The organism is Kitasatospora sp. NPDC006697 (assembly GCF_042869935.1).
Taxonomy (GTDB): Bacteria; Actinomycetota; Actinomycetes; order Streptomycetales; family Streptomycetaceae; genus Kitasatospora.
Window position 1 is genome coordinate 102,187 of the sequence record NZ_JBIAGU010000022.1, and the last position, 23,983, is coordinate 126,169.

Here is a 23,983-nt window from a genome sequence, read left to right on the forward strand (position 1 = left end):
CGAGAGGACGTCAGATGACCGACATCACGGTGGTGCACCTGATGCGCCACGGCGAGGTGCACAACCCCGAGGGCGTGCTCTACGGCCGGCTCCCCGGCTACCACCTCTCCGAGCTGGGCCGGGAGATGGCCGACCGGGTGGCCGAGCACCTGGCCGACCGGGACATCACCCACGTGGTCGCCTCCCCGCTGGAGCGCGCCCAGGAGACCGCCGCCCCGATCGGCAAGGTGCACGGCCTGGACGTGGCCGTGGACGAGCGGCTGATCGAGGCCGGCAACGTCTTCGAGGGCAAGGTCTTCGGCGTCGGCGACGGCGCGCTGAAGAACCCCTCCGCCTGGAAGTACCTGACCAACCCGTTCCGCCCGTCCTGGGGCGAGCCGTACATCGACCTCGCGGTGCGGATGATGGCCGCGCTGGCCACCGCCCGGGACGCGGCCCGCGGCCACGAGGCGGTGGCGGTCAGCCACCAGTCGCCGATCTGGATCGCCCGCTCGTTCGCCGAGAAGCGCCGGCTCTGGCACGATCCGCGCAAGCGGCAGTGCTCGCTGGCCTCGCTCACCAGCTTCACCTACGAGGGCGACCGGCTGGTCTCGATCGGCTACCAGGAGCCGGCCCGCGACCTGCTGCCCGCGCACCTGACCGGCAAGGGCCGCAAGGGCGACGCGCCGGTGGCGAAGAGCTTCGGGGCCTAACCACCGGCGCGGGGCTTTAGAAAGGCCTTACACCCCCAGTTCAGCGGGGGTCCGACACACGAGGGCGGACCCCCCTGAACCGGCCAGAAGTGCCATGCGAAACTTTTCACATGTCTGGTACGCCTCGCCTCCGCACGGCCGCCGCGCTGACCGCCGCGGCCGCCGCCCTCACCCTCGCCGGCTGCGGCTCGACGGCCTCCGGGGGCAGCGGCGGCAGCGGTGACGCCCAGGCGGGCTTCGTCATCGGCAAGGGCGGACTGGACACCGTCCCGCTGGCCTCCCGCAAGGCCGCGCCGGCGATCGGCGGCAAGGACCTGGAGGGCAAGCCGGTAACGCTCTCCGACTACCAGGGCAAGATCGTGGTGGTCAACATCTGGGGCTCCTGGTGCTCGCCCTGCCGGGCCGAGGCCAAGGGCCTGGAACAGGCCTACGAGAAGTACCAGGGCCAGGGCGTGCAGTTCCTCGGGATCAACACCCGGGACACCGACCCGACCAACGCCAAGCGGTTCGAGGACGTCAACGGGATCCAGTACCCGAGCATCTACGACCCGGACGGCACCCAGATCCTCAAGTTCCCCAAGGGCAGCCTCAACCCGCAGTCGATCCCGACCACCATGGTGATCGACCGCCAGGGCCGGGTGGCCGCCCGGGCGATGAAGGGCCTCACCCCGGACGAGCTGGACCAGCTGATCGCGCCGGTCGTCGCGGAGCAGCCGTGATCCTCGCCGCGGGGCAGAACCAGACGGTGCTCAGCGGCCCGCTGCTGCTCGCCGTCCCGGTGGCCGTGGCCGCCGGCCTGGTCTCCTTCTTCTCGCCCTGCGTGCTGCCGCTGGTGCCCGGCTACCTCTCCTACGTGACCGGCTTCTCGGCCGCCGACCTGGCCGACGCCGACGGCCGCCGGCGCGGCCGGATGCTGCTCGGCGCGCTGCTCTTCGTGCTCGGCTTCACCGCCGTCTTCGTCTCCGGCGGCGCCCTCTTCGGCTACTTCGGCAGCACCCTGCTGCAGTACCGGCACACCATCAGCCTGGTGCTGGGCATCCTCACCATCCTGATGGGCCTGGCCTTCGCCGGCCTGCTGCCCGGCTTCTCCACCCGGGAGGTGCGCAGCCACCGCCGGCCCACCATCGGCCTGCTCGGCGCGCCCGCGCTCGGCGTGGTCTTCGGCGTGGGCTGGACCCCGTGCATCGGCCCGACCCTGGCCTCCCTCCAGGCGCTGTCCATCAACCAGGCCAGCGCCGGACGCGGGGCGTTCCTGATGGCGGTCTACTGTGTGGGCCTCGGCCTGCCCTTCGTGCTGGCCGCGCTCGCCTTCCGCAAGGCGATCGGCGCCTTCGGCTTCATCAAGCGCCACTACCAGTGGGTGATGCGGATCGGCGGCGCGATGCTGGTGGCCGTCGGTGTGCTGCTGGTCACCGGCGGCTGGGACTACCTGGTCAACCAGCTGCAGTACTTGGCCCCGAGCAGCGAGATCGGAATCTGACCGTGAGTGACACCGAGCTGCGCACCGAGCAGCCCGAGGAGGAAGCCGCCGAGCGGCTCACCACCGCCCCGACCGAGGCGGACGCCCCGGTCGGCATAGGGCTCTGGGGCTGGCTGCGCTGGACCTGGCGCCAGCTGACCTCGATGCGGGTCGCGCTGGTGCTGCTCTTCCTGCTCTCGCTGGCCGCCATCCCCGGCTCGCTGATCCCGCAGACCAGCGAGAACGCCTTCAAGGTGCAGACCTGGAAGGCCGCGCACAAGAGCGTCACGCCGCTCTACGAGAAGCTCCAGCTGTTCGACGTCTACAGCTCGGTCTGGTTCTCCGCGATCTACATCCTGCTCTTCATCTCGCTGGCCGGCTGCATCGTGCCGCGCACCTGGCAGTTCGTCGGGGTGCTGCGGGCCAAGCCGCCGGCGGCGCCCGCCAACCTGACCCGGATGCCGGTCTACGCGGCCTGGCACACCGAGGCCGACCCGGAGCAGGCGCTGGCCGCCGCGCAGCGGCTGCTGCGCCGGCGGCGGTTCCGCGCGCACCTGTCCGGCGGCGCGGTGGCGGCGGAGAAGGGCTACCTGCGCGAGGTCGGCAACCTGCTCTTCCACCTCTCGCTCTTCGCCCTGCTGGCCGGCTTCGCCTGGGCCAGCCTGGCCAGCGGCCAGGGCGGCAAGCTGGTGGTCGAGGGCGGCGGCTACACCAACACCATGACCCAGCTGGACGACTTCTCCGGCTCGGCCTTCTACACCGCCGACGACCTCGACCCGTTCGGGTTCAAGCTGGACGGCTTCACCGCCAGGTACCAGACCACCGGCGACCAGATCGGCGAGGCCCGGGAGTTCACCGCGCACGTGCGCTACTGGCAGGGCGCGGACAGCTCCAAGCTGACCAACGGTGCGATCCAGGTCAACCAGCCGCTGGAGATCGGCGGCAGCAAGGTCTTCCTGATCGGCCACGGCTACGCCCCGGTGATCACCGTCAAGGACGCCACCGGAAAGGTGGTCTACCACGACGCGGTGCCGTTCCTGCCGCAGGACGCCAACCTCACCTCCACCGGAGTGGTCAAGGTCGGCGACTACGGCCAGAAGGACGGCAAGAAGGTCCAGCTCGGCTTCCAGGGCTTCTTCCTGCCCACCGCGCCGGACAACTTCAGCCCGACCATGGGCCCGCGCTCGCTCTTCCCGGGCGACGCCTCCCCGGCCCTGGTGCTGACCGGCTACGCCGGCGACCTGGGCACCGACTCCGGCGCCCCGCAGAACGTCTACCAGCTGGACCTGACCCACCTGACCCAGCTCCAGCAGGACGGCCAGATCGCCCGGGTGAAGCTGCAGCCGGGCCAGCTCTGGGAGCTGCCGGACGGCTACGGCTCGCTCACCTTCGACGGCTACAAGCAGTGGGCCACCTTCACCGTCTCGCACCGCCCCGGCAACTCGGTCGCGCTGACCGGCGCCGTGCTGGCGATCGCCGGCCTGATCGGCTCGCTCTTCGTGCAGCGCCGCCGGATCTGGGTCCGCGCGGTGGCCGGCCCCGAGGGCCGCACCCTGGTCGAGCTGGCCGGCCTGGCCCGCAGCGAGTCCGCCCGGATCGCCGAGGAGCTGGCCGAGCTGGCGGTGGACCTGCAGGACGACGCCCCGGCCGCGGACGAGCCCGACGACGCCCCGGCCACGGACGAGCCGGACGACCCGACCGAACCCGAGGCGCAGGACGCGGCCGCCCCCGAGACCGCCCCCGCCGACGAACCCAAGGAGTAGACGGTGTCCTTCCTCGCCTCCGGGGTCAATCCCCACCTGGCGGACCTCTCCAACAAGTGCATCTGGTCGGCCATGGGCGTGTACGCGCTGGCCATGTTCGCCCACATGCTCGAGTGGACCTTCGGCAGCAAGGGCGCCGTGGCCCGCCGCTCGGCCGCCCAGGCCTCGCTGGCCGAGGTCGCCGCGGCCGGCCGCCCCGAGGCGGTGGCCCAGGCCAAGGCCAAGAAGGTCACCGTGCTGGTCGCCGCCGGCGACGGCGGCACCACCACGCTGACCCGCACCGCGCTGGCCGGTGAGGGCGCCACCGTGGTCACCAGCGGCCGCGGCGAGGGCGAGCCGGAGGCGGACGGCCCCGGCGCCGCCGGCACCAGCGAGCGGGCCGACCTGTTCGGCCGGATCGCCATCTCGCTCACCGCCCTCGGCTTCCTGCTCAACCTGGGCGGCGTGGTCGCCCGCGGCCTGTCCGTGATGCGGCCGCCGTGGGGGAACATGTACGAGTTCTCCTGCGCCTTCGCGCTCACCATGGTCGGCTCCTACCTGGTGCTGCTGGCGATCGGCAAGCCGGTCCGCTGGCTCGGCCTGCCCGCCGTGCTGGCCGCCTGCCTGACCCTGGGCCTGGCCACCAGCGTGCTCTACACCGACTCCGAGCAGCTGGTCCCGGCGCTGCACTCGTACTGGCTGGCGATCCACGTCACCGCCGCGATCATCTGCGGCGGCGCCTTCTACGCGGCCTTCGCCACCACCGCGCTCTACCTGGGCCGCGAGTCCTACGACAAGCGCAAGGCGGAGGGCCTGGCCAACGGGCCGTTCCGGATCCCCGCCTCGGTCTTCGAGCGGCTGCCCGCCACCGCGACCCTGGACAAGCTCTCCTACCGGATCAACGCGATGGTCTTCCCGCTGTGGACCTTCACCATCATCGCGGGCGCGATCTGGGCCGAGGCGGCCTGGGGCAAGTACTGGGAGTGGGACCCGAAGGAGACCTGGTCCTTCATCACCTGGGTGGTCTACGCGGCCTACCTGCACGCCCGGGCCACCGCGGGCTGGAAGGGCCGGAAGGCGGGCTACCTGGCCCTGCTGGCCTTCGCCTGCTTCCTGTTCAACTACTACGGCGTCAACATCTTCATCACCGGCAAGCACTCCTACGCCGGCGTGGGGTGACCGACGCTCCGTCAATCCGGTGGCGGGCCACGGCAGTACGGTCCGCCACCCGCGTGACAACCGGCACAGTGCGGTGTGAGAGCTGCCCGACTGGGCAGGTGTGACAGCGGTCGAGCGGATACGCGAGGAGGAGGGAGGCCGCGCCGTGGACAGCGAGGAGATCATGCTGACGGTTCGGATCACCGTCGCACAGCGGGCGCTGCTGCGCCGACTGGCCCAGGGGCACCGCAGCGACCTCTCCGAGGTGGTCTCCGACGGGCTGCTGGACATCCTGCCCACCCTGCACGGCCAGGCCAGGGCCTACCTGCTGCTGGCCGCGCTGACCGAGCCCGCGCCCTGCGCGCTGACCGTCTGGCTGCCCGGCCCGCTGGCCGACCTGCTGCAGCCCGCCGCCAACGCGGTGGCCGGCGCCACCGGCGTGCGGCTCGGCTCGGGCAGCGCCATGCTCGGCGCCGCGCTGCGGCTCTGGCTGGATCAGGACCCGCAGCTGCTCGCCGCCCACCTGGACCTGATGCACGCCGGACGCTCCTCGGCCGCACCGCTGGTCGCCGCCTGATCCGAGTGGTCCAGGCGGCTCCCGCGACGCGGCCGATAGGGCTGGTGCGGCGTCAGGCCGCCTGCTGCCAGCTGAACGGCGAGTGGTAGGCCGGGCGGCGCTCCAGGCGCTGCCAGCGGGCGATCGGCTCGAGCCGGACCGGCGCGGCGGTGGCCTGCTGGGCCACGGCCGCACGGGCCATCAGGACCGCCGTGAGGGCGGCCAGCTCTTCGTCGGTCAGGCTGCCGCGGGTGACGCGGACGAGCGGTTCGGTCATCGGGTACTCCTGGGCTGGGACGGTCGGGGGAGTGGTGGCGGGGGCGCACCGCGGTCCGCTCGCGGTGCGGCCCGTCACATCGGGGGGTTGCCGTGCTTGCGAGAGGGCAGGTCGGCGTGCTTGGTGCGGAGCATGGCGAGCGCCGCGGCCAGGACGGCGCGGGTCTCGGCGGGGTCGATGACGTCGTCCACCAGGCCGCGCTCGGCGGCGTAGTAGGGGTGCATCAGCTCGCTCTTGTACTCCTTGATCTTCTGCGCGCGCATCGCCTCGGGGTCCTCGGCGCCGTTGATGTCGCGGCGGAAGATCACGTTGGCCGCGCCCTCGGCGCCCATCACGGCGATCTCGTTGGTGGGCCAGGCGTAGGTGAGGTCGGCGCCGATCGACTGGGAGTCCATCACGATGTAGGCGCCGCCGTAGGCCTTGCGCAGGATCAGCGAGATCCGCGGGACGGTGGCGTTGCAGTAGGCGTAGAGCAGCTTGGCGCCGTGCCGGATGATCCCGCCGTGCTCCTGGTCCACGCCGGGCAGGAAGCCCGGCACGTCCAGCAGGGTGACCAGCGGGATGTTGAAGGCGTCGCACATCTGCACGAAGCGGGCGGCCTTTTCCGAGGCATTGATGTCGAGCACGCCGGCCAGCGACTGCGGCTGGTTGGCGATCAGGCCGACCACGTGGCCGTCGATCCGGGCCAGCGCCACGATGACGTTGGTGGCCCAGCGCTCGTGGATCTCCAGGTACTCGCCGTGGTCGACGACCTCCTCGATCACCTTGCGCATGTCGTAGGGCCGGTTGCCGTCGGCCGGCACCAGGTCCAGCAGTACGTCGTTGCGCCGCTCCACCGGGTCGTCGCCCGGGGTGGCCGGCGGCATCTCGCGGTTGTTCTGCGGGAGCATCGAGAGCAGGTAGCGGACCTCTTCGATGCAGGACTGCTCGTCGTCGTAGGCGAAGTGGGCGACGCCGGAGACGGCGGAGTGGACGTCGGCGCCGCCGAGGCCGTTCTGGCTGATCTGCTCGCCGGTGACGGCCTGGACGACGTCGGGGCCGGTGATGAACATCTGGGAGGTCTCGCGGACCATGAAGACGAAGTCGGTGAGCGCCGGGCTGTAGGCGGCGCCGCCGGCGCAGGGGCCGAGCATGACGGAGATCTGCGGGATGACGCCGGAGGCCTTGGTGTTGCGCTGGAAGATGCCGCCGTAGCCGGCCAGGGCGGTGACGCCCTCCTGGATGCGGGCGCCGGCGCCGTCGTTGAGCGAGACCAGGGGGGCACCGGCCGCGATGGCCATGTCCATGATCTTGTGGATCTTCTGCGCGTGGGCCTCGCCCAGCGCGCCGCCGAAGATCCGGAAGTCGTGCGCGTAGGTGAAGACCGTCCGGCCGTGCACGGTGCCCCACCCGGTGATCACACCGTCGGTGTGCGGCTTCTTGCCCTCCAGGCCGAAGCCCTGGGCGCGGTGCCGCCGCAGCGGCTCCACCTCGTGGAAGGACCCCTCGTCCAGCAGCAGCTCGATCCGCTCCCGGGCGGTCAGCTTGCCCTTGGCGTGCTGGGCCTCGGTGGCCTTGTCGCTCGGGCCGCGCCGCACCTGCTCGCGCAGTTCGAGCAGTTCGGCCACCCGTCCGCGCGCGTCAGCGGGCTCCCCCGCGGCAGCCTCCCGCAACACCGTCATCTCGAACTCCCAGCTGTGAGCGCGCGAGCAGTCGGCGTCGGTGTTGGCCCCGGCTGCGATTTCCTTCTTCCCCTACGACATTACGAGGCGGGGCCACTGCGATTCGGCGTTGATTCCGTACAAGGTCGGTGGGCATTAGCTGTCGAAGAGCTACAGAAATGCAGCTCCGGAGGCCTGTGCGGGGTGAGGCGGGGGGTGCTCCCCGGCCTCGGTGCCCCTGCGGCGGCCGGGGGCCGCCACAGGGGCACGGGCGGGGTCGATTGCGCAGCTCAGGGCCAGTGCGGCCACCCTCGAACGGCCCGAAATCGGGCAGTTCGCCCGGAGGCCGGTGATCCGGCCACGAACCGCGGTCGAGCGGCTGTTCACACGGTGGCAATCGTAGGGATACGCCAAAAGCCCCGGCGGGCACCCCCCGGTCCGCCCGCGCGCCCGCTCCGGGCGGGGTGCGGCGGGGCCGGACGGCGGCGTGCCCGATACTGCTGCCATGGCATACGACGATCTCCGCTCCTTCCTGCGGGCCCTGGAACGCGAAGGCGACCTCAAGCGCATCAAGGCGGAGGTCGACCCCCACCTGGAGATCGGGGAGATCGTCGACCGGGTGCAGAAGGCCAAGGGCCCGGCGCTGCTCTTCGAGAACGTCAAGGGCGCCTCGATGCCGCTGGCGATGAACGTCTTCGGCACCGAGCGGCGCCTCGCCAAGGCGCTCGGCCTGAAGTCGCCGCAGGACATCGCGGAGAAGATCGCCGGCCTGCTCAGGCCCGAGCTGCCGCACGGCTTCACCGGTGTGCGGGACGCCTTCGGCAAGCTCGCCTCGATGACCCACGTGCCGCCGCGCAAGGTGAAGAGCGCCGAGGCCCCGGTGCAGGAGGTGGTGCTGACCGGCGAGGACGTGGACCTGGACCGGCTGCCCGCCCTCTTCACCTGGCCGCAGGACGGCGGCTCCTTCTTCAACCTGGGCCTGACCCACACCAAGGACCCGGACACCGGCGTGCGCAACCTGGGCCTCTACCGGCTTCAGCGGCACGACAAGCGGACCATCGGCATGCACTGGCAGATCCACAAGGACAGCCGCAACCACGCCGCGGTGGCCGCCCGGCGCGGCGAGAAGCTGCCGGTCGCGATCGCCTTCGGCTGCCCGCCGGTGGTGACCTACGCGGCCACCGCGCCGCTGCCCGGCGACATCGACGAGTACCTGTTCGCCGGCTTCGTGGCCGGCGAGCGGGTGCGGATGGTGGACTGCCGCACCGTGCCGCTCCAGGTGCCGGCCGATGCCGAGGTGGTGCTGGAGGGCTGGCTGGAGCCGGACGCGCTGCTGCCGGAGGGGCCGTTCGGCGACCACACCGGCTTCTACACCCCGCAGGAGCCCTTCCCCGCGCTCACCATCGACTGCGTCACCATGCGCCGCCGGCCGCTGCTGCAGTCCATCGTGGTCGGCCGCCCGCCGACCGAGGACGGCCCGCTGGGCAAGTTCACCGAGCGGTTCTTCCTGCCGCTGCTCAAGGTGATCGTGCCGGACATCGTGGACTACGACCTGCCGGAGGCCGGCGGCTTCCACAACTGCGTGATCGTCTCGATCGACAAGAAGTACCCCAAGCACGCGCAGAAGGTGATGCACGCGATCTGGGGCGCACACATGATGTCGCTCACCAAGCTGATCGTGGTGGTGGACGCGGACTGCGACGTGCACGACTACCAGGAGGTCGCCTGGCGGGCGCTGGGCAACGTGGACTACAGCCGTGACCTGAGCGTGGTCGAGGGGCCGGTGGACCACCTGGACCACGCCTCCTACCAGAAGTTCTGGGGGGGCAAGGCGGGCATCGACGCGACCCGTAAGCTCCCGGAGGAGGGCTACACCCGCGACGGCGGGTGGCCCGAGATGATCACCTCGGACCCGGCGACCGCGGAGCTGGTGACGAAGCGCTGGAAGGAATACGGGCTGTGAGCACCGACACGCTGGGCGTAGAGGGCGAAGGTCAGTCGCCCCGCGGAAGCGGGGGTGTGTCGTCGTTCCTCCGCCTGGTGATGATCGAGCACTCGGTCTTCGCCCTCCCGTTCGCCTACATCGCCTCCTTCACCGCGATGTTCCTGGCCGACAAGCGGATCCACTGGAGCGAGCTGCTGCTCGTCACCATCGCCATGGTCGGCATGCGCACCTTCGCGATGGCCGCCAACCGGATCATCGACCGCGAGCTGGACGCCCGGAACCCGCGCACCGCGGGCCGCGAGCTGGTCACCGGCGCGGTCTCGCTGCGCACCGCCTACACCGGCTCGGCGGTGGCGCTGCTGGTCTTCCTGGGCGCGGCCGCGCTGCTCAACCCGCTCTGCCTGGCGCTGGCCCCGGTGGCCGTGGTGCCGATGGTGGTCTACCCGTACGGCAAGCGGTTCACCGACTTCCCGCAGGCGATCCTCGGGCTGGCGCAGGCGATCGGGCCGATCGGGGCCTGGCTGGCGGTCACCGGCAGCTGGTCCTGGGACGCCGTGGTGCTGGGCCTGGCGGTCGGCGTCTGGATCGGCGGCTTCGACCTGATCTACGCCTGCCAGGACGTGGCCGCCGACCGGGCGGAGGGGGTGCGCTCGGTGCCGGCCCGGTTCGGGGTGGCCGGCGCGCTGCACGGGGCCCGGGCCTGCCACGCCGTCACCACCGGCCTGCTGGCCTGGTACGGGGTGCTGACCCACGCCGGTCCGGCCTTCTACGTCGGGCTGGCCGTGGTGGTGGGGGCCTTCCTCTACGAGCACTCGATCGTGAAGCCGCACGACATCTCCCGGCTGAACCGGGCGTTCTTCAGCATCAACGGCTTCGTCGGGATCTCGCTCTTCCTCTTCGCCCTGCTGGACCTGGTGCTGCGCGGGCTGCGGTTCGCCTGACGGGGGCTCAGAGCAGCTTCAGCCGGTCGCCCACCCGCAGCGGGCCGGGCGCGCCGACCGCGGCCAGCGCGTCCAGCCGGTTGCCGTGCTCGGTGGCGATCAGCCGCAGCAACTCGGGGGCGTGCGGCAGGCCGGGCTGGGCGGTGGCGGACATCAGCCCGCGCTCGCTGGAGCCGGTGAAGCGCAGCCGGGCGCCGGAGCCGAAGCAGCCCTCCCGGCCCAGCCAGTCGTCCTCGACGAACGGGCGGGTGCCGGGCGGGGTGCGCAGCACGATGTTGGGGCGGAACCGGCGCTCGTCCACCAGGGTCTCGGGCAGGGCCTCGCGCAGCCAGTCCAGGGTGGCGGTGGAGAGCAGGCTGACGGCCTGCTGGTCGAAGTGCGAGACGCCGTCCTCGCGGGCCAGTTCGACGTCGGCGCGCTGCAGGTAGGCGCGGAGGAAGGCGGTCGGGTCGGTGACCGGGCGGCCGAGCGGGTCGAGCAGCTCGGGCCGGTCCAGCCGGTGCCCGAGCCGTGAGCCGAGCCGGAGCAGGCCGTCCATCCGGCGGAACCGCCGGGTGCTCTTGCCGGAGCCGATCCGGCCGCCGCCGTCCCGCACCGCGTAGAGCCGGTCGCCGGACAGGCCGCGCTCATCGAGGGTCACCTCGCTCAGCCGCTCCCCGGCGGTGGACTTCACGGGGTAGCGCCAGAGCCGTTCGACGACTCCGATGATCTCTGCCATGGCCGGTCAGCTTATCGGCGGGCCGGAGGATGGTCTAGACCAAGGGTGGGGAATCGGACGGTGCCTCAGCGGACGGCCCGTCAGGCCGCCCGGCGGCCCCGGCGGCTCAGCCGACCGCGGCCACCGCCCGGACCGGGGCGCCGTCGGCCGCCGCGAGGCGCAGCGGGAAGAGCGAGACGGTGATCGGCTTCTCCCGCGCCTGGGCCTCCAGCAGCGGGGTGAGGTCGGTGAGGTTCTCGGCGATCACGCCGCCGCCCTCGGCGCCGAGCAGGATCCGGTGGGCGTCCAGCACCGGGAGGCCGGCCGGGGCGCCCTGGCCGGGATCGTGCTCGTCGGCCAGGCCGGCCAGCAGGGCGGCGACGGCCGGGTCGGCCGGGCCCGGGTCGGCGGTGGGGTCGACGCTGAGCGCGTCCACCCCGACAGTGCGCACGCCCGCCTCGGCGATCGCGGTGGCGGCGGCGGGGGTGAGGTAGGGGTGGGCCAGGTAGCGCTCGGTGCCCCAGAAGCGGGGCCAACCGGTGGCCAGCAGCAGCACCGCGCCGGGCACCACCCGGGCCAGCGCGGGCGCCAGCTGCTCGGGCGTCACGGCGCTGCGGGCGGGCAGCGCGCGCAGGTCGGCCAGCACGGCGGGCCCGGTGAAGCGCTCCAGCGGCAGCCCGTCCAGGGTGGGCCAGGTGACGTCCACGTGGTAGGGCGCGTCCAGGTGGGTGCCGGACTGCGAGCCGAGGTGCACCGCGAGCAGGTTGACCCCGGCGGTGCCGGTGGTCAGTACCGGGCGCAGCACCACCTCGGGGTCGCCCGGGTAGACGGGCATGCCGGTGGTGACCTGATGGGTGAGGTCGTGCAGAACCGGAGTCACGGGGTCATCCTCCCGCAAGACCCGCCCGCCGTCGGGGGTGGGTGACGCAGAAGCCGTCCGTCCGCAGGCCGGGGGAGCGGGGCCGGGCGCCGCGCGGCCGCCGCCCGAGGGTCCGAGGGTCTAGGGTCCGGTGGCGTGGAGAACGAACATGGAACGATCCGCCGGCCCTGGGTGCTCGCGGTCTCCGGGGCCTCCGGCACGCCGTACCCGGCCGCGGTGCTGCGGGCGCTGCTGGCGGCGGGGGAGGCGGTGGACCTGGTGGTCTCCCGGGCGGCCCGGCTGACCATCCTGGACGAGACCGGCATCTCCTTCCGGGACGCGCACTGGCGGGCCGACCTGGCTGCCTGGATCGGCGCCGGGCAGGACCTCTCGGACGTCCGCTACTGGTCGGCCGGCGACTTCGCGGCCGGCCCGTCCAGCGGCTCCTACCCGGCCAAGGGGATGCTGGTGGTGCCCGCCACCACCGGCGCGGTGGCCGGGATCGCGCTGGGCCTGAGCAAGGACCTGCTGCAGCGGGCCGCCGCGGTGACCCTGAAGGAGCGCCGCCCGCTGGTGGTCTGCCTGCGCGAGACGCCGCTCGACGGAGTGACGCTGCGTCACCTGGTGGAGCTGGACGCGGCCGGCGCCGTGGTGCTGCCCGCCTCGCCCGGCTTCTACGCGGGCGGGTCCACCGCGCAGGAGCTGGTGGACTTCGTGGCCGGCCGGGTGCTGGACGCGATCGGGGTGCCGCACCGCCTCTACCGCCGCTGGGCGGGCGAGCTGGGGGCGGACCGAGCGGCGCGGGGGGCGTAAGAAGGCAGTTGCCGGGAGAGTATGTTCTCTGCGATATCTGCTCGGAAGGACGCGGGACGGTACATGGACACGGTGGACAGACAGCTCATCCAGGCACTGCGCCAGAACGGGCGTGCCTCCTATGCGGAACTGGGCCGTCTGGTGGGCCTGTCCGGACCGAGCGTCACGGACCGGATCAACCGGTTGGAGCAGGCCGGGGTGATCACCGGCTACCGCGCCACGGTGAACCCGGCCTCGCTCGGCTTCGGGGTCACGGCGCTGATCGGCCTTCAGCTCACCGACGCCGCGGACCACGAGGACGTGGCGCACCGGCTGAAGGACCTCGGCGAGGTCGAGGACTGCTGGTTCATCGCGGGTGACGACTCGTACATGCTCAAGGTCCGGGTCCCGGACGTGGAGGGGCTGGAGTCGGTGGTGAAGCGGCTCTCCGGGACCAAGGGGGTGGCCCGCACCCGGACCACCGTGGTGCTCTCCACCAAGTGGGAGAACCGGGTCAGCGAACTGCCTTTGGACGCTGGGGAGTGAGGTAGCGAATGGCACTGGTCGGGCTGGAGGAGCTGCGGGCGGCACAGCGGCGGATCGCGGGGGTGGCGGTGCGCACCCCGCTGGTCCCCTGCCCGTGGGCGGACGACGGCCGGCGGCGGCTCTGGCTGAAGCCGGAGAGCCTGCAGCCGACCGGTTCCTTCAAGATCCGCGGCGCCTACAACCGGCTGGCCGCGCTCACCCCCGAGGAGCGGGCCCGCGGCGTGGTGGCCCAGTCCAGCGGCAACCACGCGCAGGCGGTGGCCTACGCGGCTCGGCTGCTGGGCATCCGGGCGGTGATCGTGATGCCCGACGGCTCGCCCGGGGTGAAGGTGGCCACCACCCGCTCCTACGGCGCCGAGGTGCTGATGGTCGCCCCGGAGGTCCGTGACGAGGTGCCGGCCGAGCTGGTGCGCGAGCACGGCTACGTCTGGGTGCCGCCCTACGACGACCCGGACATCATCGCCGGCCAGGGCACGGTCGGGCTGGAGATCGGCGAGGACGCCCCGGACCAGCTGGACACCGTGCTGGTGCCGGTCTCCGGCGGCGGGCTGATCGGCGGCACCGCCGCGGCGATCAAGCTGACCACCCCCGGGGTGCGGGTGATCGGGGTGGAGCCGGAGCTGGCCGCCGACGCGCAGGGCAGCCTGCGGGCCGGCACCCGGGTGGTCTGGCCGGTGTCCGACACCTACCGGACGATCGCGGACGGACTGCGCCAGCCCTCGATCGGGGTGCTGCCGTTCGAGCACTTCCAGGCCTACGTGGACGAGGTGGTGACGGTCTCCGAGCAGGAGATCCGGGACGCGGTGGCGGTGCTGGCCCGGCGCGGCCGGCTGGTCGCCGAGCCCTCCGGCGCGGTCACCACGGCCGCCTACCTCTACCGGGCGAAGGAGCTCGGCGGCCGGGTGTTCGCGGCCGTGGTGAGCGGCGGGAACCTGGAACCGGCACTGCTGGCGGAGCTGCTGGCGGCCTAGGCGTAGTCTCGTGTCCGGACTGTGGAATCGAAGGACAGGGAGGCGGGTCACCGCATGGACGCAGGGCTGAAGCGTGAGCTGGAGGCGAAGGTCCACTCGGGTGAGCGGCTGACCCGCGAGGACGGGATCGCGCTCTACGAGAGCGACGACCTGGCCTGGCTGGGCGGGCTGGCGCACGAGGTGCGCACCCGGAAGAACGGCGACGTGGTGCACTTCAACGTCAACCGCCACCTCAACATGACCAACGTCTGCTCCGCCTCCTGCGCCTACTGCTCGTTCCAGCGCAAGCCGGGCGAGAAGGACGCCTACACGATGCGGATCGAGGAGGCGGTGCGGCTGGCGAAGGCGATGGAGAGCGAGTCGCTGACCGAGCTGCACATCGTCAACGGCCTGCACCCGACGCTGCCCTGGCGCTACTACCCGCGCTCGCTGCGGGAGCTGAAGGCGGCGCTGCCGAACGTCTCGCTGAAGGCCTTCACCGCCACCGAGATCCACTGGTTCGAGAAGATCAGCGGTCTGAGCGCCAGTGAGATCCTGGACGAGCTGATCGACGCCGGCCTGGAGTCGCTGACCGGCGGCGGCGCGGAGATCTTCGACTGGGAGGTCCGCCAGCACATCGTCGACCACGAGACCCACTGGGAGGACTGGTCGCGGATCCACCGGCTGGCGCACGAGAAGGGGCTGAAGACCCCGTGCACCATGCTCTACGGCCACATCGAGGAGCCCCGGCACCGGGTGGACCACGTGCTGCGGCTGCGCGAGCTGCAGGACGAGACCGGCGGCTTCCAGGTCTTCATCCCGCTGCGCTACCAGCACGACTTCCACGACTCCAAGGACGGCGTGGTCCGCAACCGGCTGATGGCCCGCACCGAGATGGCCACCGGCGCCGAGGCGCTGAAGACCTTCGCGGTCTCCCGGCTGCTCTTCGACAACGTGCCGCACGTCAAGGTCTTCTGGGTGATGCACGGCGTCACCACCGCGCAGCTGGCGCTCAGCCACGGCGCGGACGACATGGACGGCTCGGTCGTGGAGTACAAGATCACCCATGACGCGGACAACTTCGGCACGCCGAACAAGCTGGGCCGCGAGGACCTGCTGGACCTGATCCGGGACGCCGGTTTCCGGCCGGTCGAGCGGAACACCCGGTACGAGGTGATTCGCGAGTACCCGGGCCCGGATCTCGGCCGGCGGGACGTTCCGCAGGCGATGCGCCTCTGAGCCGGCCGGCTCGCACGGCCTTCACCAGCACCGCTCGCCTCATTCAAGAGGATCTGGGGTCTTCACCAGGATTTAGGGCGGCCCGGGTTTACCGATCGGTTATCCCTTTGGGAGGATCGAGCGCATGTCCGGATCCCATCGTGCCGCACACCGCCGAAGCGCCGGCGCTCCGCCGTCGGCGGAGCGGGGCGGCTCCCGGGGCCGGCGCCGCAAGGCGCGGCCCCGGCGGCGGGCGCTGCCCGGCACCGCGGCGCTGCTGCTGGCCGCGGCCGCCGGGTGGTTCGCGCTCGGCCCCGGCGGCGCCTTCGCGGCGCACGGCCGGGCCGCCGGGGTGCCGCAGGCCGCGCCCGAGCTGCCGTCCACCCTGCCGACCGGCCAGGCCACCCCGCAGCAGGCCGCACCCGCCCAGCCGCTGCCCTCGGACGCGCACAGCGGCACCCCGGCGGCCGACCGCTCGGACCGGGCGGACGGCAGCTACGCCGCGATCCCCGGCCTGGGCGCGGGCTTCCTGGCCAAGATCCCGGCCGACGCCAACCAGGTGGTGCTGGCCACCGGCGGCGGCAAGGACAGCTCCGACGCCACCGTGACGCTGTGGAGCCGCACCCCGGACAACCGCTGGCGGCCCGGCGAGACCTGGCCCGCCCACAACGGCTACTCCGGCTGGACCGCCGACCACCAGGTGGGCGACCTGCGCAGCCCGATCGGGGTGTTCACGCTCAGCGACGCCGGCGGCCTGAATGCCGACCCGGGCAGCAAGCTGCCGTACCACCAGGACCGCGGCTTCGTCGCCACCGGCAACGGCTTCGACGGCGAGCCGCTGGCGGGCGCCTTCGACTACGTGGTGGCGATCGACTACAACCGGGTGGTGGGCAGTTCCCCGCTGGACTCCCGGGAGCCGATGGGCGAGCAGAAGGGCGGCGGGATCTGGTTGCACGTGGACCACGGCGGCCCGACCCACGCCTGCATCTCGGTCTCCGAGGACCACATGGCGGCCCTGGTGCGGACCCTGGACCCGGCAGCCCACCCGGTGATCGTGATGGGGGACACGGCCTCGCTGGCCACGTGAGAATTCTCGGGGTTTGCCCGGCGTGGCGTTGCGGTGCAAGGGCTGTTGTGCGTGTCCTACAGTCTCTGCGACCGTACATTGTCACTTGGCGCGTTCAAGAGACTCGCCAGTAACCATTTGAGTGGCACCATGACCGGTTCCCGCATCGTAGCGCTCGGCCACTACCAGCCGCCGAAAGTGCTCACCAACGACGACCTCGCCATGGTGCTGGACACCGACGACGAGTGGATCCGCAGTCGGGTCGGCATCCGCCAACGCCACATCGCCGAGGACGAGACGCTGGTCGACCTGGCGACCGAGGCCGCCCAGAAGGCGCTCGCCGCCAGCGGCCTGACGGCCGCCGAGATCGACCTGGTGGTGGTGGCCACCTGCACCGCCGTGGAGCGCAGCCCGAACACCGCCTGCGCGGTGGCCGCCCGGCTGGGCATCGCCACCCCGGCCGCCTACGACATCAACACGGTCTGCTCCGGCTTCTCCTACGCGCTGGCCACCGCCGACCACGCGATCCGGGCCGGCGCCGCCACCCGGGCGCTGGTGATCGGCGCGGAGCGGATGAGCGACACCCTGGACTGGACCGACCGGTCGACCGCGGTGATCTTCGCCGACGGGGCCGGCGCCGCCGTGGTGGAGGCGCAGCCCGAGGACGCCGAGCCGGGCATCGGCCCGGTGCTCTGGGGCTCCGAGCCGGAGAAGCAGGACGCGGTGGTGATCAGCGGCTGGAAGCCGGTCATCTCCCAGCAGGGCCAGGCGGTCTTCCGGTGGGCCACCACCCGGATCGCGCCACTGGCCCGGCAGGCCTGCGAGCGGGCCGGGATCGACCCGAGCGAGCTCAAGGGCTTCGTGGCGCACCAGGCCAATCTGCGGATCATCGAGGCGATCGCCGGGAAGCTCGGCGCGCCGGACGCGGTGATCGCCCGCGACGTGGTGGACTCGGGCAACACCTCCGCGGCGTCCATCCCGCTGGCGTTCAGCAAGCTGGTCGAGCGCGGCGAGCTGAGCAGCGGCGACCCGGTGCTGCTCTTCGGCTTCGGCGGCGGTCTGGCCTACGCCGGCCAGGTGGTGCGCTGCCCCTGAGCCCGGACGCGGAACGACCGACGGCGGTGTGCTCAGCACACCGCCGTCGGCGTTGGCCCGCGCGCTGCGGTACGTCGGCGAACCTCCCCCGAGGACACGGCCGCCGCCCGTCGTTGCACCGGACAGGAGGGCCGGGGCCGCGCGCGAGTACTGGTCGATTCAGTTGTACTGCGGGTCGTAGGACGGGCTACCTGGGTGGTTTCTTGCCGGTGATGCCCAGGTAGACCAGGGGGGCGAGGGTGGGCTTCAGGTCCTTGACCTTGACGCCCCAGGAGGTGAAGGCCTTCTGATGCTCGGCCGCCGAGGCGAGCAGCGAGATCAGCGACCCGGCGGTGGCCGCCGCGTCCTGCGCCTTGTCGGCCTGGCCCTTGGCCTGGAGTTCCTTGATGGCATCTGTGAGCGGCTTGGCCACCGAGTTGAGGACGGTCATGCGGATCTTGAAGAACCGCTTGTCCCCTTCGGCGGCACCGAGTGTGACCACTCGCAGAATGGCATCGTTCTTGCGCCAGAAGGCGAGGAATCCGTCCACCAGTTCTTCGGAGGTGGTGGTGCCGGACTTTCCCGCCCAGGACTTTCCGTCGATCAGCTCTTTGAGCTCGACGGAGTCCTTGGCCATTTCCTCGGCGATCTCAAGGACGGCGCCCTCGACATCGGGGAAGTACTGGTAGAAGGTCGCGGGGGAGGTACCCGCCATACGGGCGACGTCGATGACCTTGACGTCCCGGTACGGCGACGTGCTGAGCATCTCGCGGAGGCAGTCGAGCAGCTTCTGCCGCGTCTCCTGTCCGCGTCGCCCGGCGACGCGACCGTCGACGGTGCGAACTTGTCCTGTCATGCCGTCAGCTTACCGCGCACCGATCATGGCGCGATTCGGTGATGCGACTATTAGTCCGCTCGGGGTGCTAATCGGTCGGGAGATAGGGATATTCGGAGCCCCCCCGTGTGCTGATGGCGGCACAGAGTGACGGCGCGTGGGCTGAGGGGGACTCGGGTAGCTCTGCGTAGCGCGGTGTTCGATTGCCGTGACCTTGCCGAACCGCCGTCAGTTCGGCCCGGATCCGGCCGAGCTGACGCCGTGGCCGGATCGGTGCGGTGGGGGGGGCCCCCGCCCCCCCCCCCCCCCGGGGGGGGTTTTGGTCAGAACGGCGGGGGCGGGGGGAAAAGGTTGCCGCCCCCCCCGGGGTGCGCCCCGCCGCCGGGGGGGGGGGGGGGGGCGCGGGGGGGCGGGGGGGGGGGGGGGGGGGGGGGGGGGGGGGCCCCCCCCCCCCCCCCCCCCCCCGGCGGGGGGAGATTGGCTCAGACGGCAGGGGCATTGGAGAATCGGTCCCGGCCCCACGGGGGTACCGCCCGGCCGAAGGCTGGGGGAGGGTGGCGTGCGGACGGGGAGGTGGCAGCCGAGTGGACCAGCTGACGGCACAGGATCCGAGGAGGATCGGGCCCTTCGAGGTGCTCGGACGCCTCGGCGCCGGCGGGATGGGGCTGGTGTACCTGGCACGGTCCGCCTCCGGCCGCCGGGTCGCGATCAAGACGGTCCGCGGCGAACTCGCCGAGGACGAGCTGTTCCGGGTCCGCTTCGCCCGGGAGATCGCGGCGGCCAAGACGGTCGGCGGCTTCTACACCGCGGCCGTGGTGGACGCCGACGCGGACGCCCGGGTGCCCTGGCTGGCCACCGCCTACGTGCCCGCGCCCTCGCTGGAGGACCTGGTCGACGAGTGCGGCCCGCTGCCGGTGGACGCGGTGCGCTGGCTGATCGCCGGGATCGCCGAGGCGCTGCAGTCGATCCACGCGGCCGGGCTGGTGCACCGCGACCTCAAGCCCTCCAACGTGCTGGTGGTGGAGGACGGCCCGCGGGTGATCGACTTCGGCATCGCGGCCGGCGTCTCGCACACCCGGCTGACGATGACCAACGTGGCCGTCGGCACCCCCGCCTACATGTCGCCGGAGCAGGCCAAGGACAGCCGCAGCGTCACCGGCGCCAGCGACGTCTTCTCGCTCGGCTCGCTGCTGGTCTTCTGCGCCACCGGCCACGCGCCGTTCCGCGGCGGGAACCCGGTGGAGACGGTGTTCAAGCTGCTGCGCGAGCAGCCCGACCTGTCCGGGCTGCCGGTGGAGCTGGTGGACCTGGTGCGGGCCTGCATGCGGCCGGCCCCGGAGCACCGGCCGACGCCCGCGCAGATCCAGGCCGAGCTGGCCCCGCACCTCTTCTCCCGGGACGACGCGGGGGAGGAGGGCGGCGACTGGCTGCCGCCCTCCGCACTGGAGCTGATCGAGCGCAAGCGCGGCCGGCGCAGCGCGCCCGCCGCCCGCCCGGCCCCCCAGCCGCAGTCCGAGCCGGTGCGGCAGGCGCCGCCGCTGCCGCAGTCCCCGCCGGCCGTGCCCGCGCCCTACCTCGCGCAGGCGCCGGTGGGCGCGCACGCCGGGCCGCCGGCCGGCGAGCCCTGGGCCGCCCCGCTGCGGCCGGAGGGCGGCGAGCCGCGGCCGGCCGGCGCCGGTCAGCTGCCGCCGCAGGGCGGGTCGGTCGCCGAGGTCAGCACCGCCAAGCTGGGCACCCACCGCCGCGCCCCCGCCGCCGAGGTGCAGTTGCCCGGCGCCTCGGTGCGGATAGGGCCCGGGCCGCAGGCGCACGCCGACACCGGCCAGCTGAGCGGCCCGGTGCCGGCCGGCACCGACTGGATCCGCAGGGCCGAGCCGGGCGCCGCCGGCACGGCCGCCCCGGCCCAGCCGGCCGGCGGGCCGCGCTGGCGCCCGTGGCGGTTCCGGATGTCCAACGACGTCTGGGGCACCCCGCTGGTGGCCGACGGCACGCTCTTCATCTCCAGCTTCGAGGTGCACGCGCTGGACATCTCCAGCGGCCGGCGCCGCTACAAGACCCGGGACGTGGCCTGGGCGGTGGCGGTCGACGCCGGGCGGCTGCACGCGGCGGACGGGCCGCACCTCTACACCGTGGACGTGGCCGACGGCACCGAGCGCTGGCGGACCTCGCTGGACGGCTGGGTCTACTCGCTGGACGCGGCCGACGGGGTGCTGCTCTGCGGGCTGCGCGGCGGCGGGGTGCAGGCCCGTTCCACCGCCAACGGCGCGGAGCTGTGGCGGACCGAGGACGCCCAGCAGGACTACGAGAACCAGCAGTCCGGGCCGGCCCTGGTCGGCGGCGCGGCGCTCTACTACGGCGGCGGGCGGCTGCGCTGCCTGGACGCCCGGGGCGGGCTGCCGCGCTGGAGCTTCCCGGTCGGCGAGGACGTGCCGTCCCGTCCGGCGGTGCGCGGCGGCCGGGTGCTGGTCACGGCCGGCACGGCGGTCTACTCGCTGGACGCGGCCGGCGGGGCGCAGCACTGGCGGTTCGACGCGCCGGTCTCGCTCTTCACCCCGCCGGTGCTGGACGACTCGCCGTCCCCGGCCGTCTACGTGGCCGACTACCTGGGCACGCTGTACGCGCTGGACGCGGCCACCGGGCGGGTGCGCTGGCAGGCCCGGACGGCCAGCCGGCAGGGCGCCGAGCCGGTGGTGCTGGCCGGGCGGACGGCGCTGATCGCCAGCGGCGACACGCTCTTCGCCTTCGACACCGCGGACGGCCGGGAGCTGTGGCGCTACTCGGCCCGCGGCGAGGTGGTCGGCGCGCCGGCCGCCGCGGACGGGCTGGTGCACCTGGGCAGCCGGGACCACTCGCTGCACACCGTGGACCTGGCCACCGGCCGGCTGCGCTGGGAGCTGGGCACCAAGGGCGAGCTGACGGGTTCTCCGGTGGCCGCGCACGGGCGGGTCTTCGTGAGCAGCAAGGACCGCTGCGTCTACGCGCTGGACGCCGTCTTCGGGACGGCGGTGCCCGAGCAGCGTTGAGCGGGCGCGCGGCGGCGCGCCATGCCGTGGATTCGGACATAAAGGTGAAATGCTGACAAAGCCCGGCCCAGGGCCGGGTTCAGCACGCCCGCATGCACGGAACCGGAGGCAGCCAGGTGCATCCCTCGAAGGATCACACCCGCCCGATCCCCAGCGGACCCCGGCCCACCGGACCCAAGGCCGTCGGCGCCGCCGCCGTGCTTCTCTGCGCCGCGCTGGCGCTGAGCGGCTGCACCAGCAGCAGCAAGTCCTCCTCCTCGGCCTCGACCACCGGCTCCGCCGCCCCGACCGCCGCCTCCGCCGCGCCCAGCAGCGGCAACACCCTCCAGGACGACTACCAGCGGGTGATCGGCAACGTGCTGCCCTCGGTGGTGCAGATCACCACCGGCTCCGGGCTCGGCTCCGGGATCATCTACGACACCAAGGGCGACATCGTCACCAACGCCCACGTGGTCGGCGGCGCCAGCACCTTCCAGGTCAGCCTGGCCAACAGCACCAACCAGCTGGACGCCACCCTGGTCGGCAGCTACCCCGACTCCGACCTCGCGGTGATCAAGCTGAGCAGCCCGCCCGGCGGCCTGAAGCCCGCCGCCTTCGGCGACAGCGGCAAGGTCGAGCTGGGCCAGATCACGCTGGCCATGGGCAGCCCGCTGGGCCTGTCCAGCAGCGTCACCCAGGGCATCGTCTCCGGGCTGGCCCGGACCGTCACCGAGCCGAAGAGCGCCGACTCGCCCGGCGCCACCATCGGCAACATGGTGCAGACCTCGGCCGCGATCAACCCCGGCAACAGCGGCGGCGCGCTGGTGAACCTCTCCAGCCAGGTGATCGGGATCAACACCCTGGCGGCGGTGGACCAGCAGCTGAACGGCAGCGCCGCGCCCGGCATCGGCTTCGCCATCCCGAGCGCCACCATCACCAGCATCGCCGACCAGCTGATCAAGGACGGCAAGGTCACCAACTCCGGCCGCGCCGCGCTCGGGATCAGCGCCCGCAACTACTACACCGCGGACTTCAAGCCGGCCGGCGCGCTGGTGGTCAGCACCACGGCGGGCGGGCCGGCCGCCGCGGCCGGGATGCAGGCCGGGGACGTGATCACCAAGGTCGGCGACACCGCCGTCACCTCGCTCCCCGACCTGACCACGGCGCTGGCTGGGCTCACCCCCGGCAGCCAGACCACCGTCACCTACACCCGCAACGGCCAGAGCAGCACCGCGCAGGTGACCCTGGGGACGCTCTCCTGATCCCCCGTTGAACAGGTCCGGCGGCGCACCGCGCAAGGGCACGCCGCCGGACCGCCGCCCGCCGGGCGGCCCGCGCCGGTCAGCGGCCGGTGCGGGCCGCCCTGGTGCGCCAGGGCAGCTCCACCGTCACCGAGGTCGGGCCGCCCTCCGGGCTCTCCACCAGGAAGACCCCGTCCACCGAGCCGACCCGCTCGGCCAGGCCGGCCAGCCCGCCGCCCGGCCGGAAGCCGCCGCCGGGCGCCGTCGCCCCGCCCCGGCCGTCGTCGGTGACCTGGAGCATCAGCCGGTCGGCCGAGCGCCAGACGTCCACCGTGGCGCGGGAGGCCCCCGCGTGCTTCGAGGTGTTGGTGAGCAGCTCGCTGACGGTGAAGTAGGCGATGCCCTCCACCGCCGAGTCCGGGCGCTCGGCCCGGCCGTCCGGGCCGGAGAGGTCCACGTTGACCCGCACCCCGCCGGGCACCGTGCAGCGGGCGGCCACCGAGGAGAGCGCCGCGTCCAGGCCGCGGTCGGTGAGCACCGCCGGGTGGATGCCGCGGGCCAGGTCGCGCAGCTCCTGCAGGGCCAGCTTCACCTCGCCGTGCGCGGCGTCCACCATCTTGGCGGCCGAGGCCTGCTCCGCGGACAGCTCGGTGTCCAGCAGCTTCTCCTTGGCCAGGCCCAGGTCCATGGCCAGGGCCACCAGCCGGGCCTGGGCGCCGTCGTGCAGGTCGCGCTCGATCCGGCGCAGGTCGGCGGCGGCCGCGTCGACCACCACCCCGCGGTCCTCCTCCAGCTCGCGCACCCGGCGCTCGGCGATGCTCGGGCAGAGCAGCAGCTCGACCAGCATCCGGTGCGCCATCCCCAGCCAGCGGACCACGAACGGCAGCACCGGCCAGCCGACCACCAGCAGCACCAGGGTCACCGTGAAGCTGATGATCCCCCAGGGCAGCATCAGCAGGCAGTAGAGCGCGGAGCGCCAGCTCAGCCCGTCGGTCAGGGTGGCCAGCACCCGGCCGTAGCGGCCGGGCCGGGCGGCCTCCACCGGCTGCGGCTCCGCGACCTGGGCGTCGAAGGCGCGGCGGGCCCGGGCGCGGGCGGTGCCGCCCAGCGAGCGGCAGCCGCGCAGGCCGGCGGCCAGCAGCGGCAGGCCGATCACGGTGAGGCTGAGCGAGGTGCCGACGCTCAGCGTGACCACGGTGAAGACGAAGGAGGCGATGCCGATCGGCAGGCTCAGCAGGTGGTGCCGGACCTCCCGCCACATCCGGGCACCGTAGAGCGGTCTGTCCATCGTCT

22 protein-coding genes are annotated in these 23,983 nt (G+C 72.9%); 16 read left to right on the forward strand and 6 right to left on the reverse strand.

What is annotated here, in order from left to right; genetic code table 11:
- Positions 1 to 14 precede the first annotated feature (14 nt).
- From ACFYNO_RS27470 to ACFYNO_RS27495, 6 genes are all read left to right on the forward strand, one after another.
- Positions 15 to 692, forward strand: coding sequence for a histidine phosphatase family protein (locus ACFYNO_RS27470; protein WP_388017971.1), 678 nt, complete (start codon positions 15 to 17; stop codon positions 690 to 692).
- A gap of 110 nt (positions 693 to 802) precedes the next feature.
- Positions 803 to 1,411 (forward strand): TlpA family protein disulfide reductase, encoded by a 609-nt coding sequence (locus tag ACFYNO_RS27475; protein ID WP_388017974.1) that lies wholly within the window; start codon positions 803 to 805, stop codon positions 1,409 to 1,411.
- The gene (locus ACFYNO_RS27480; protein WP_388017977.1) at positions 1,408 to 2,172 is read left to right on the forward strand and encodes a cytochrome c biogenesis CcdA family protein; all 765 of its coding nucleotides are present in this window, start codon (positions 1,408 to 1,410) and stop codon (positions 2,170 to 2,172) included. Before ACFYNO_RS27475 ends, ACFYNO_RS27480 begins: the two co-directional genes overlap by 4 nt.
- Positions 2,173 to 2,174: 2 nt before the next feature.
- Entirely contained in the window at positions 2,175 to 3,914 is a 1,740-nt protein-coding gene (locus ACFYNO_RS27485) for a cytochrome c biogenesis protein ResB (protein WP_388017980.1), read from the forward strand.
- 3 nt (positions 3,915 to 3,917) lie between these two features.
- On the forward strand, positions 3,918 to 5,072 hold the full coding sequence (gene ccsB, locus ACFYNO_RS27490) for a c-type cytochrome biogenesis protein CcsB (RefSeq protein WP_388017983.1): 1,155 nt from the start codon (positions 3,918 to 3,920) through the stop codon (positions 5,070 to 5,072).
- Between the two features lie 145 nt (positions 5,073 to 5,217).
- Positions 5,218 to 5,628, forward strand: a complete 411-nt coding sequence (locus ACFYNO_RS27495) for a hypothetical protein (RefSeq protein ID WP_388017986.1) — start codon at positions 5,218 to 5,220, stop codon at positions 5,626 to 5,628.
- A 52-nt stretch (positions 5,629 to 5,680) separates the two neighbouring features.
- Here the strand turns inward: ACFYNO_RS27495 and ACFYNO_RS27500 are convergent, their stop codons facing one another.
- Both ACFYNO_RS27500 and ACFYNO_RS27505 read right to left on the reverse strand, forming a co-directional pair.
- A complete protein-coding gene (locus ACFYNO_RS27500) occupies positions 5,681 to 5,884 on the reverse strand; it encodes an acyl-CoA carboxylase subunit epsilon (RefSeq protein ID WP_388017989.1) in 204 nt (67 codons plus the stop codon).
- A gap of 74 nt (positions 5,885 to 5,958) precedes the next feature.
- Entirely contained in the window at positions 5,959 to 7,545 is a 1,587-nt protein-coding gene (locus ACFYNO_RS27505) for an acyl-CoA carboxylase subunit beta (RefSeq protein ID WP_388017992.1), read from the reverse strand.
- A gap of 484 nt (positions 7,546 to 8,029) precedes the next feature.
- Here ACFYNO_RS27505 and ACFYNO_RS27510 point away from each other — a divergent pair, with 484 nt between their 5' ends.
- Together ACFYNO_RS27510 and mqnP are read left to right on the forward strand one after the other, a co-directional pair.
- Positions 8,030 to 9,487: a menaquinone biosynthesis decarboxylase gene (locus tag ACFYNO_RS27510; RefSeq protein WP_388017995.1), complete on the forward strand. Its 1,458-nt coding sequence runs from the start codon at positions 8,030 to 8,032 to the stop codon at positions 9,485 to 9,487.
- An 11-nt stretch (positions 9,488 to 9,498) separates the two neighbouring features.
- Complete coding sequence (gene mqnP, locus ACFYNO_RS27515; RefSeq protein ID WP_388018120.1) at positions 9,499 to 10,410, forward strand: menaquinone biosynthesis prenyltransferase MqnP; 912 nt, start codon at positions 9,499 to 9,501, stop codon at positions 10,408 to 10,410.
- Positions 10,411 to 10,417: 7 nt separating this feature from the next.
- Here the strand turns inward: mqnP and ACFYNO_RS27520 are convergent, their stop codons facing one another.
- Positions 10,418 to 11,128 carry an MOSC domain-containing protein gene (locus ACFYNO_RS27520; protein WP_388017998.1) on the reverse strand — a complete coding sequence of 237 codons (711 nt, stop codon included), beginning with the start codon at positions 11,126 to 11,128 and terminating at the stop codon, positions 10,418 to 10,420.
- 106 nt (positions 11,129 to 11,234) lie between these two features.
- Positions 11,235 to 11,987 carry a cyclase family protein gene (locus tag ACFYNO_RS27525; RefSeq protein WP_388018001.1) on the reverse strand — a complete coding sequence of 251 codons (753 nt, stop codon included), beginning with the start codon at positions 11,985 to 11,987 and terminating at the stop codon, positions 11,235 to 11,237.
- A 135-nt stretch (positions 11,988 to 12,122) separates the two neighbouring features.
- On the opposite strand from ACFYNO_RS27525, the gene ACFYNO_RS27530 reads away from it, so the two are divergent.
- The 6 genes from ACFYNO_RS27530 to ACFYNO_RS27555 all read left to right on the forward strand — a co-directional run bounded on the left by ACFYNO_RS27530 (position 12,123) and on the right by ACFYNO_RS27555 (position 17,633).
- The gene (locus ACFYNO_RS27530) at positions 12,123 to 12,779 is read left to right on the forward strand and encodes a UbiX family flavin prenyltransferase (RefSeq protein ID WP_388018004.1); all 657 of its coding nucleotides are present in this window, start codon (positions 12,123 to 12,125) and stop codon (positions 12,777 to 12,779) included.
- 63 nt (positions 12,780 to 12,842) lie between these two features.
- A complete protein-coding gene (locus tag ACFYNO_RS27535) occupies positions 12,843 to 13,304 on the forward strand; it encodes an Lrp/AsnC family transcriptional regulator (protein WP_388018007.1) in 462 nt (153 codons plus the stop codon).
- 8 nt (positions 13,305 to 13,312) lie between these two features.
- Positions 13,313 to 14,275: a threonine/serine dehydratase gene (locus ACFYNO_RS27540; RefSeq protein WP_388018010.1), complete on the forward strand. Its 963-nt coding sequence runs from the start codon at positions 13,313 to 13,315 to the stop codon at positions 14,273 to 14,275.
- Between the two features lie 54 nt (positions 14,276 to 14,329).
- The gene (mqnE, locus tag ACFYNO_RS27545) at positions 14,330 to 15,493 is read left to right on the forward strand and encodes an aminofutalosine synthase MqnE (RefSeq protein ID WP_388018013.1); all 1,164 of its coding nucleotides are present in this window, start codon (positions 14,330 to 14,332) and stop codon (positions 15,491 to 15,493) included.
- Between the two features lie 124 nt (positions 15,494 to 15,617).
- Positions 15,618 to 16,559 carry a L,D-transpeptidase family protein gene (locus tag ACFYNO_RS27550; RefSeq protein WP_388018016.1) on the forward strand — a complete coding sequence of 314 codons (942 nt, stop codon included), beginning with the start codon at positions 15,618 to 15,620 and terminating at the stop codon, positions 16,557 to 16,559.
- Positions 16,560 to 16,688: 129 nt separating this feature from the next.
- Entirely contained in the window at positions 16,689 to 17,633 is a 945-nt protein-coding gene (locus ACFYNO_RS27555; protein WP_388018019.1) for a beta-ketoacyl-ACP synthase III, read from the forward strand.
- 187 nt (positions 17,634 to 17,820) lie between these two features.
- Here the strand turns inward: ACFYNO_RS27555 and ACFYNO_RS27560 are convergent, their stop codons facing one another.
- Positions 17,821 to 18,468 (reverse strand): TetR family transcriptional regulator, encoded by a 648-nt coding sequence (locus tag ACFYNO_RS27560; protein WP_388018021.1) that lies wholly within the window; start codon positions 18,466 to 18,468, stop codon positions 17,821 to 17,823.
- A gap of 563 nt (positions 18,469 to 19,031) precedes the next feature.
- Between ACFYNO_RS27560 and ACFYNO_RS27565 the strand changes: the two genes are divergently transcribed.
- Positions 19,032 to 21,470: a PQQ-binding-like beta-propeller repeat protein gene (locus ACFYNO_RS27565; protein WP_388018024.1), complete on the forward strand. Its 2,439-nt coding sequence runs from the start codon at positions 19,032 to 19,034 to the stop codon at positions 21,468 to 21,470.
- Positions 21,471 to 21,562: 92 nt separating this feature from the next.
- On the forward strand, positions 21,563 to 22,711 hold the full coding sequence (locus tag ACFYNO_RS27570; RefSeq protein ID WP_388018027.1) for a S1C family serine protease: 1,149 nt from the start codon (positions 21,563 to 21,565) through the stop codon (positions 22,709 to 22,711).
- 79 nt (positions 22,712 to 22,790) lie between these two features.
- Here the strand turns inward: ACFYNO_RS27570 and ACFYNO_RS27575 are convergent, their stop codons facing one another.
- Positions 22,791 to 23,978: a sensor histidine kinase gene (locus tag ACFYNO_RS27575; protein WP_388018030.1), complete on the reverse strand. Its 1,188-nt coding sequence runs from the start codon at positions 23,976 to 23,978 to the stop codon at positions 22,791 to 22,793.
- Positions 23,979 to 23,983 lie beyond the last annotated feature (5 nt).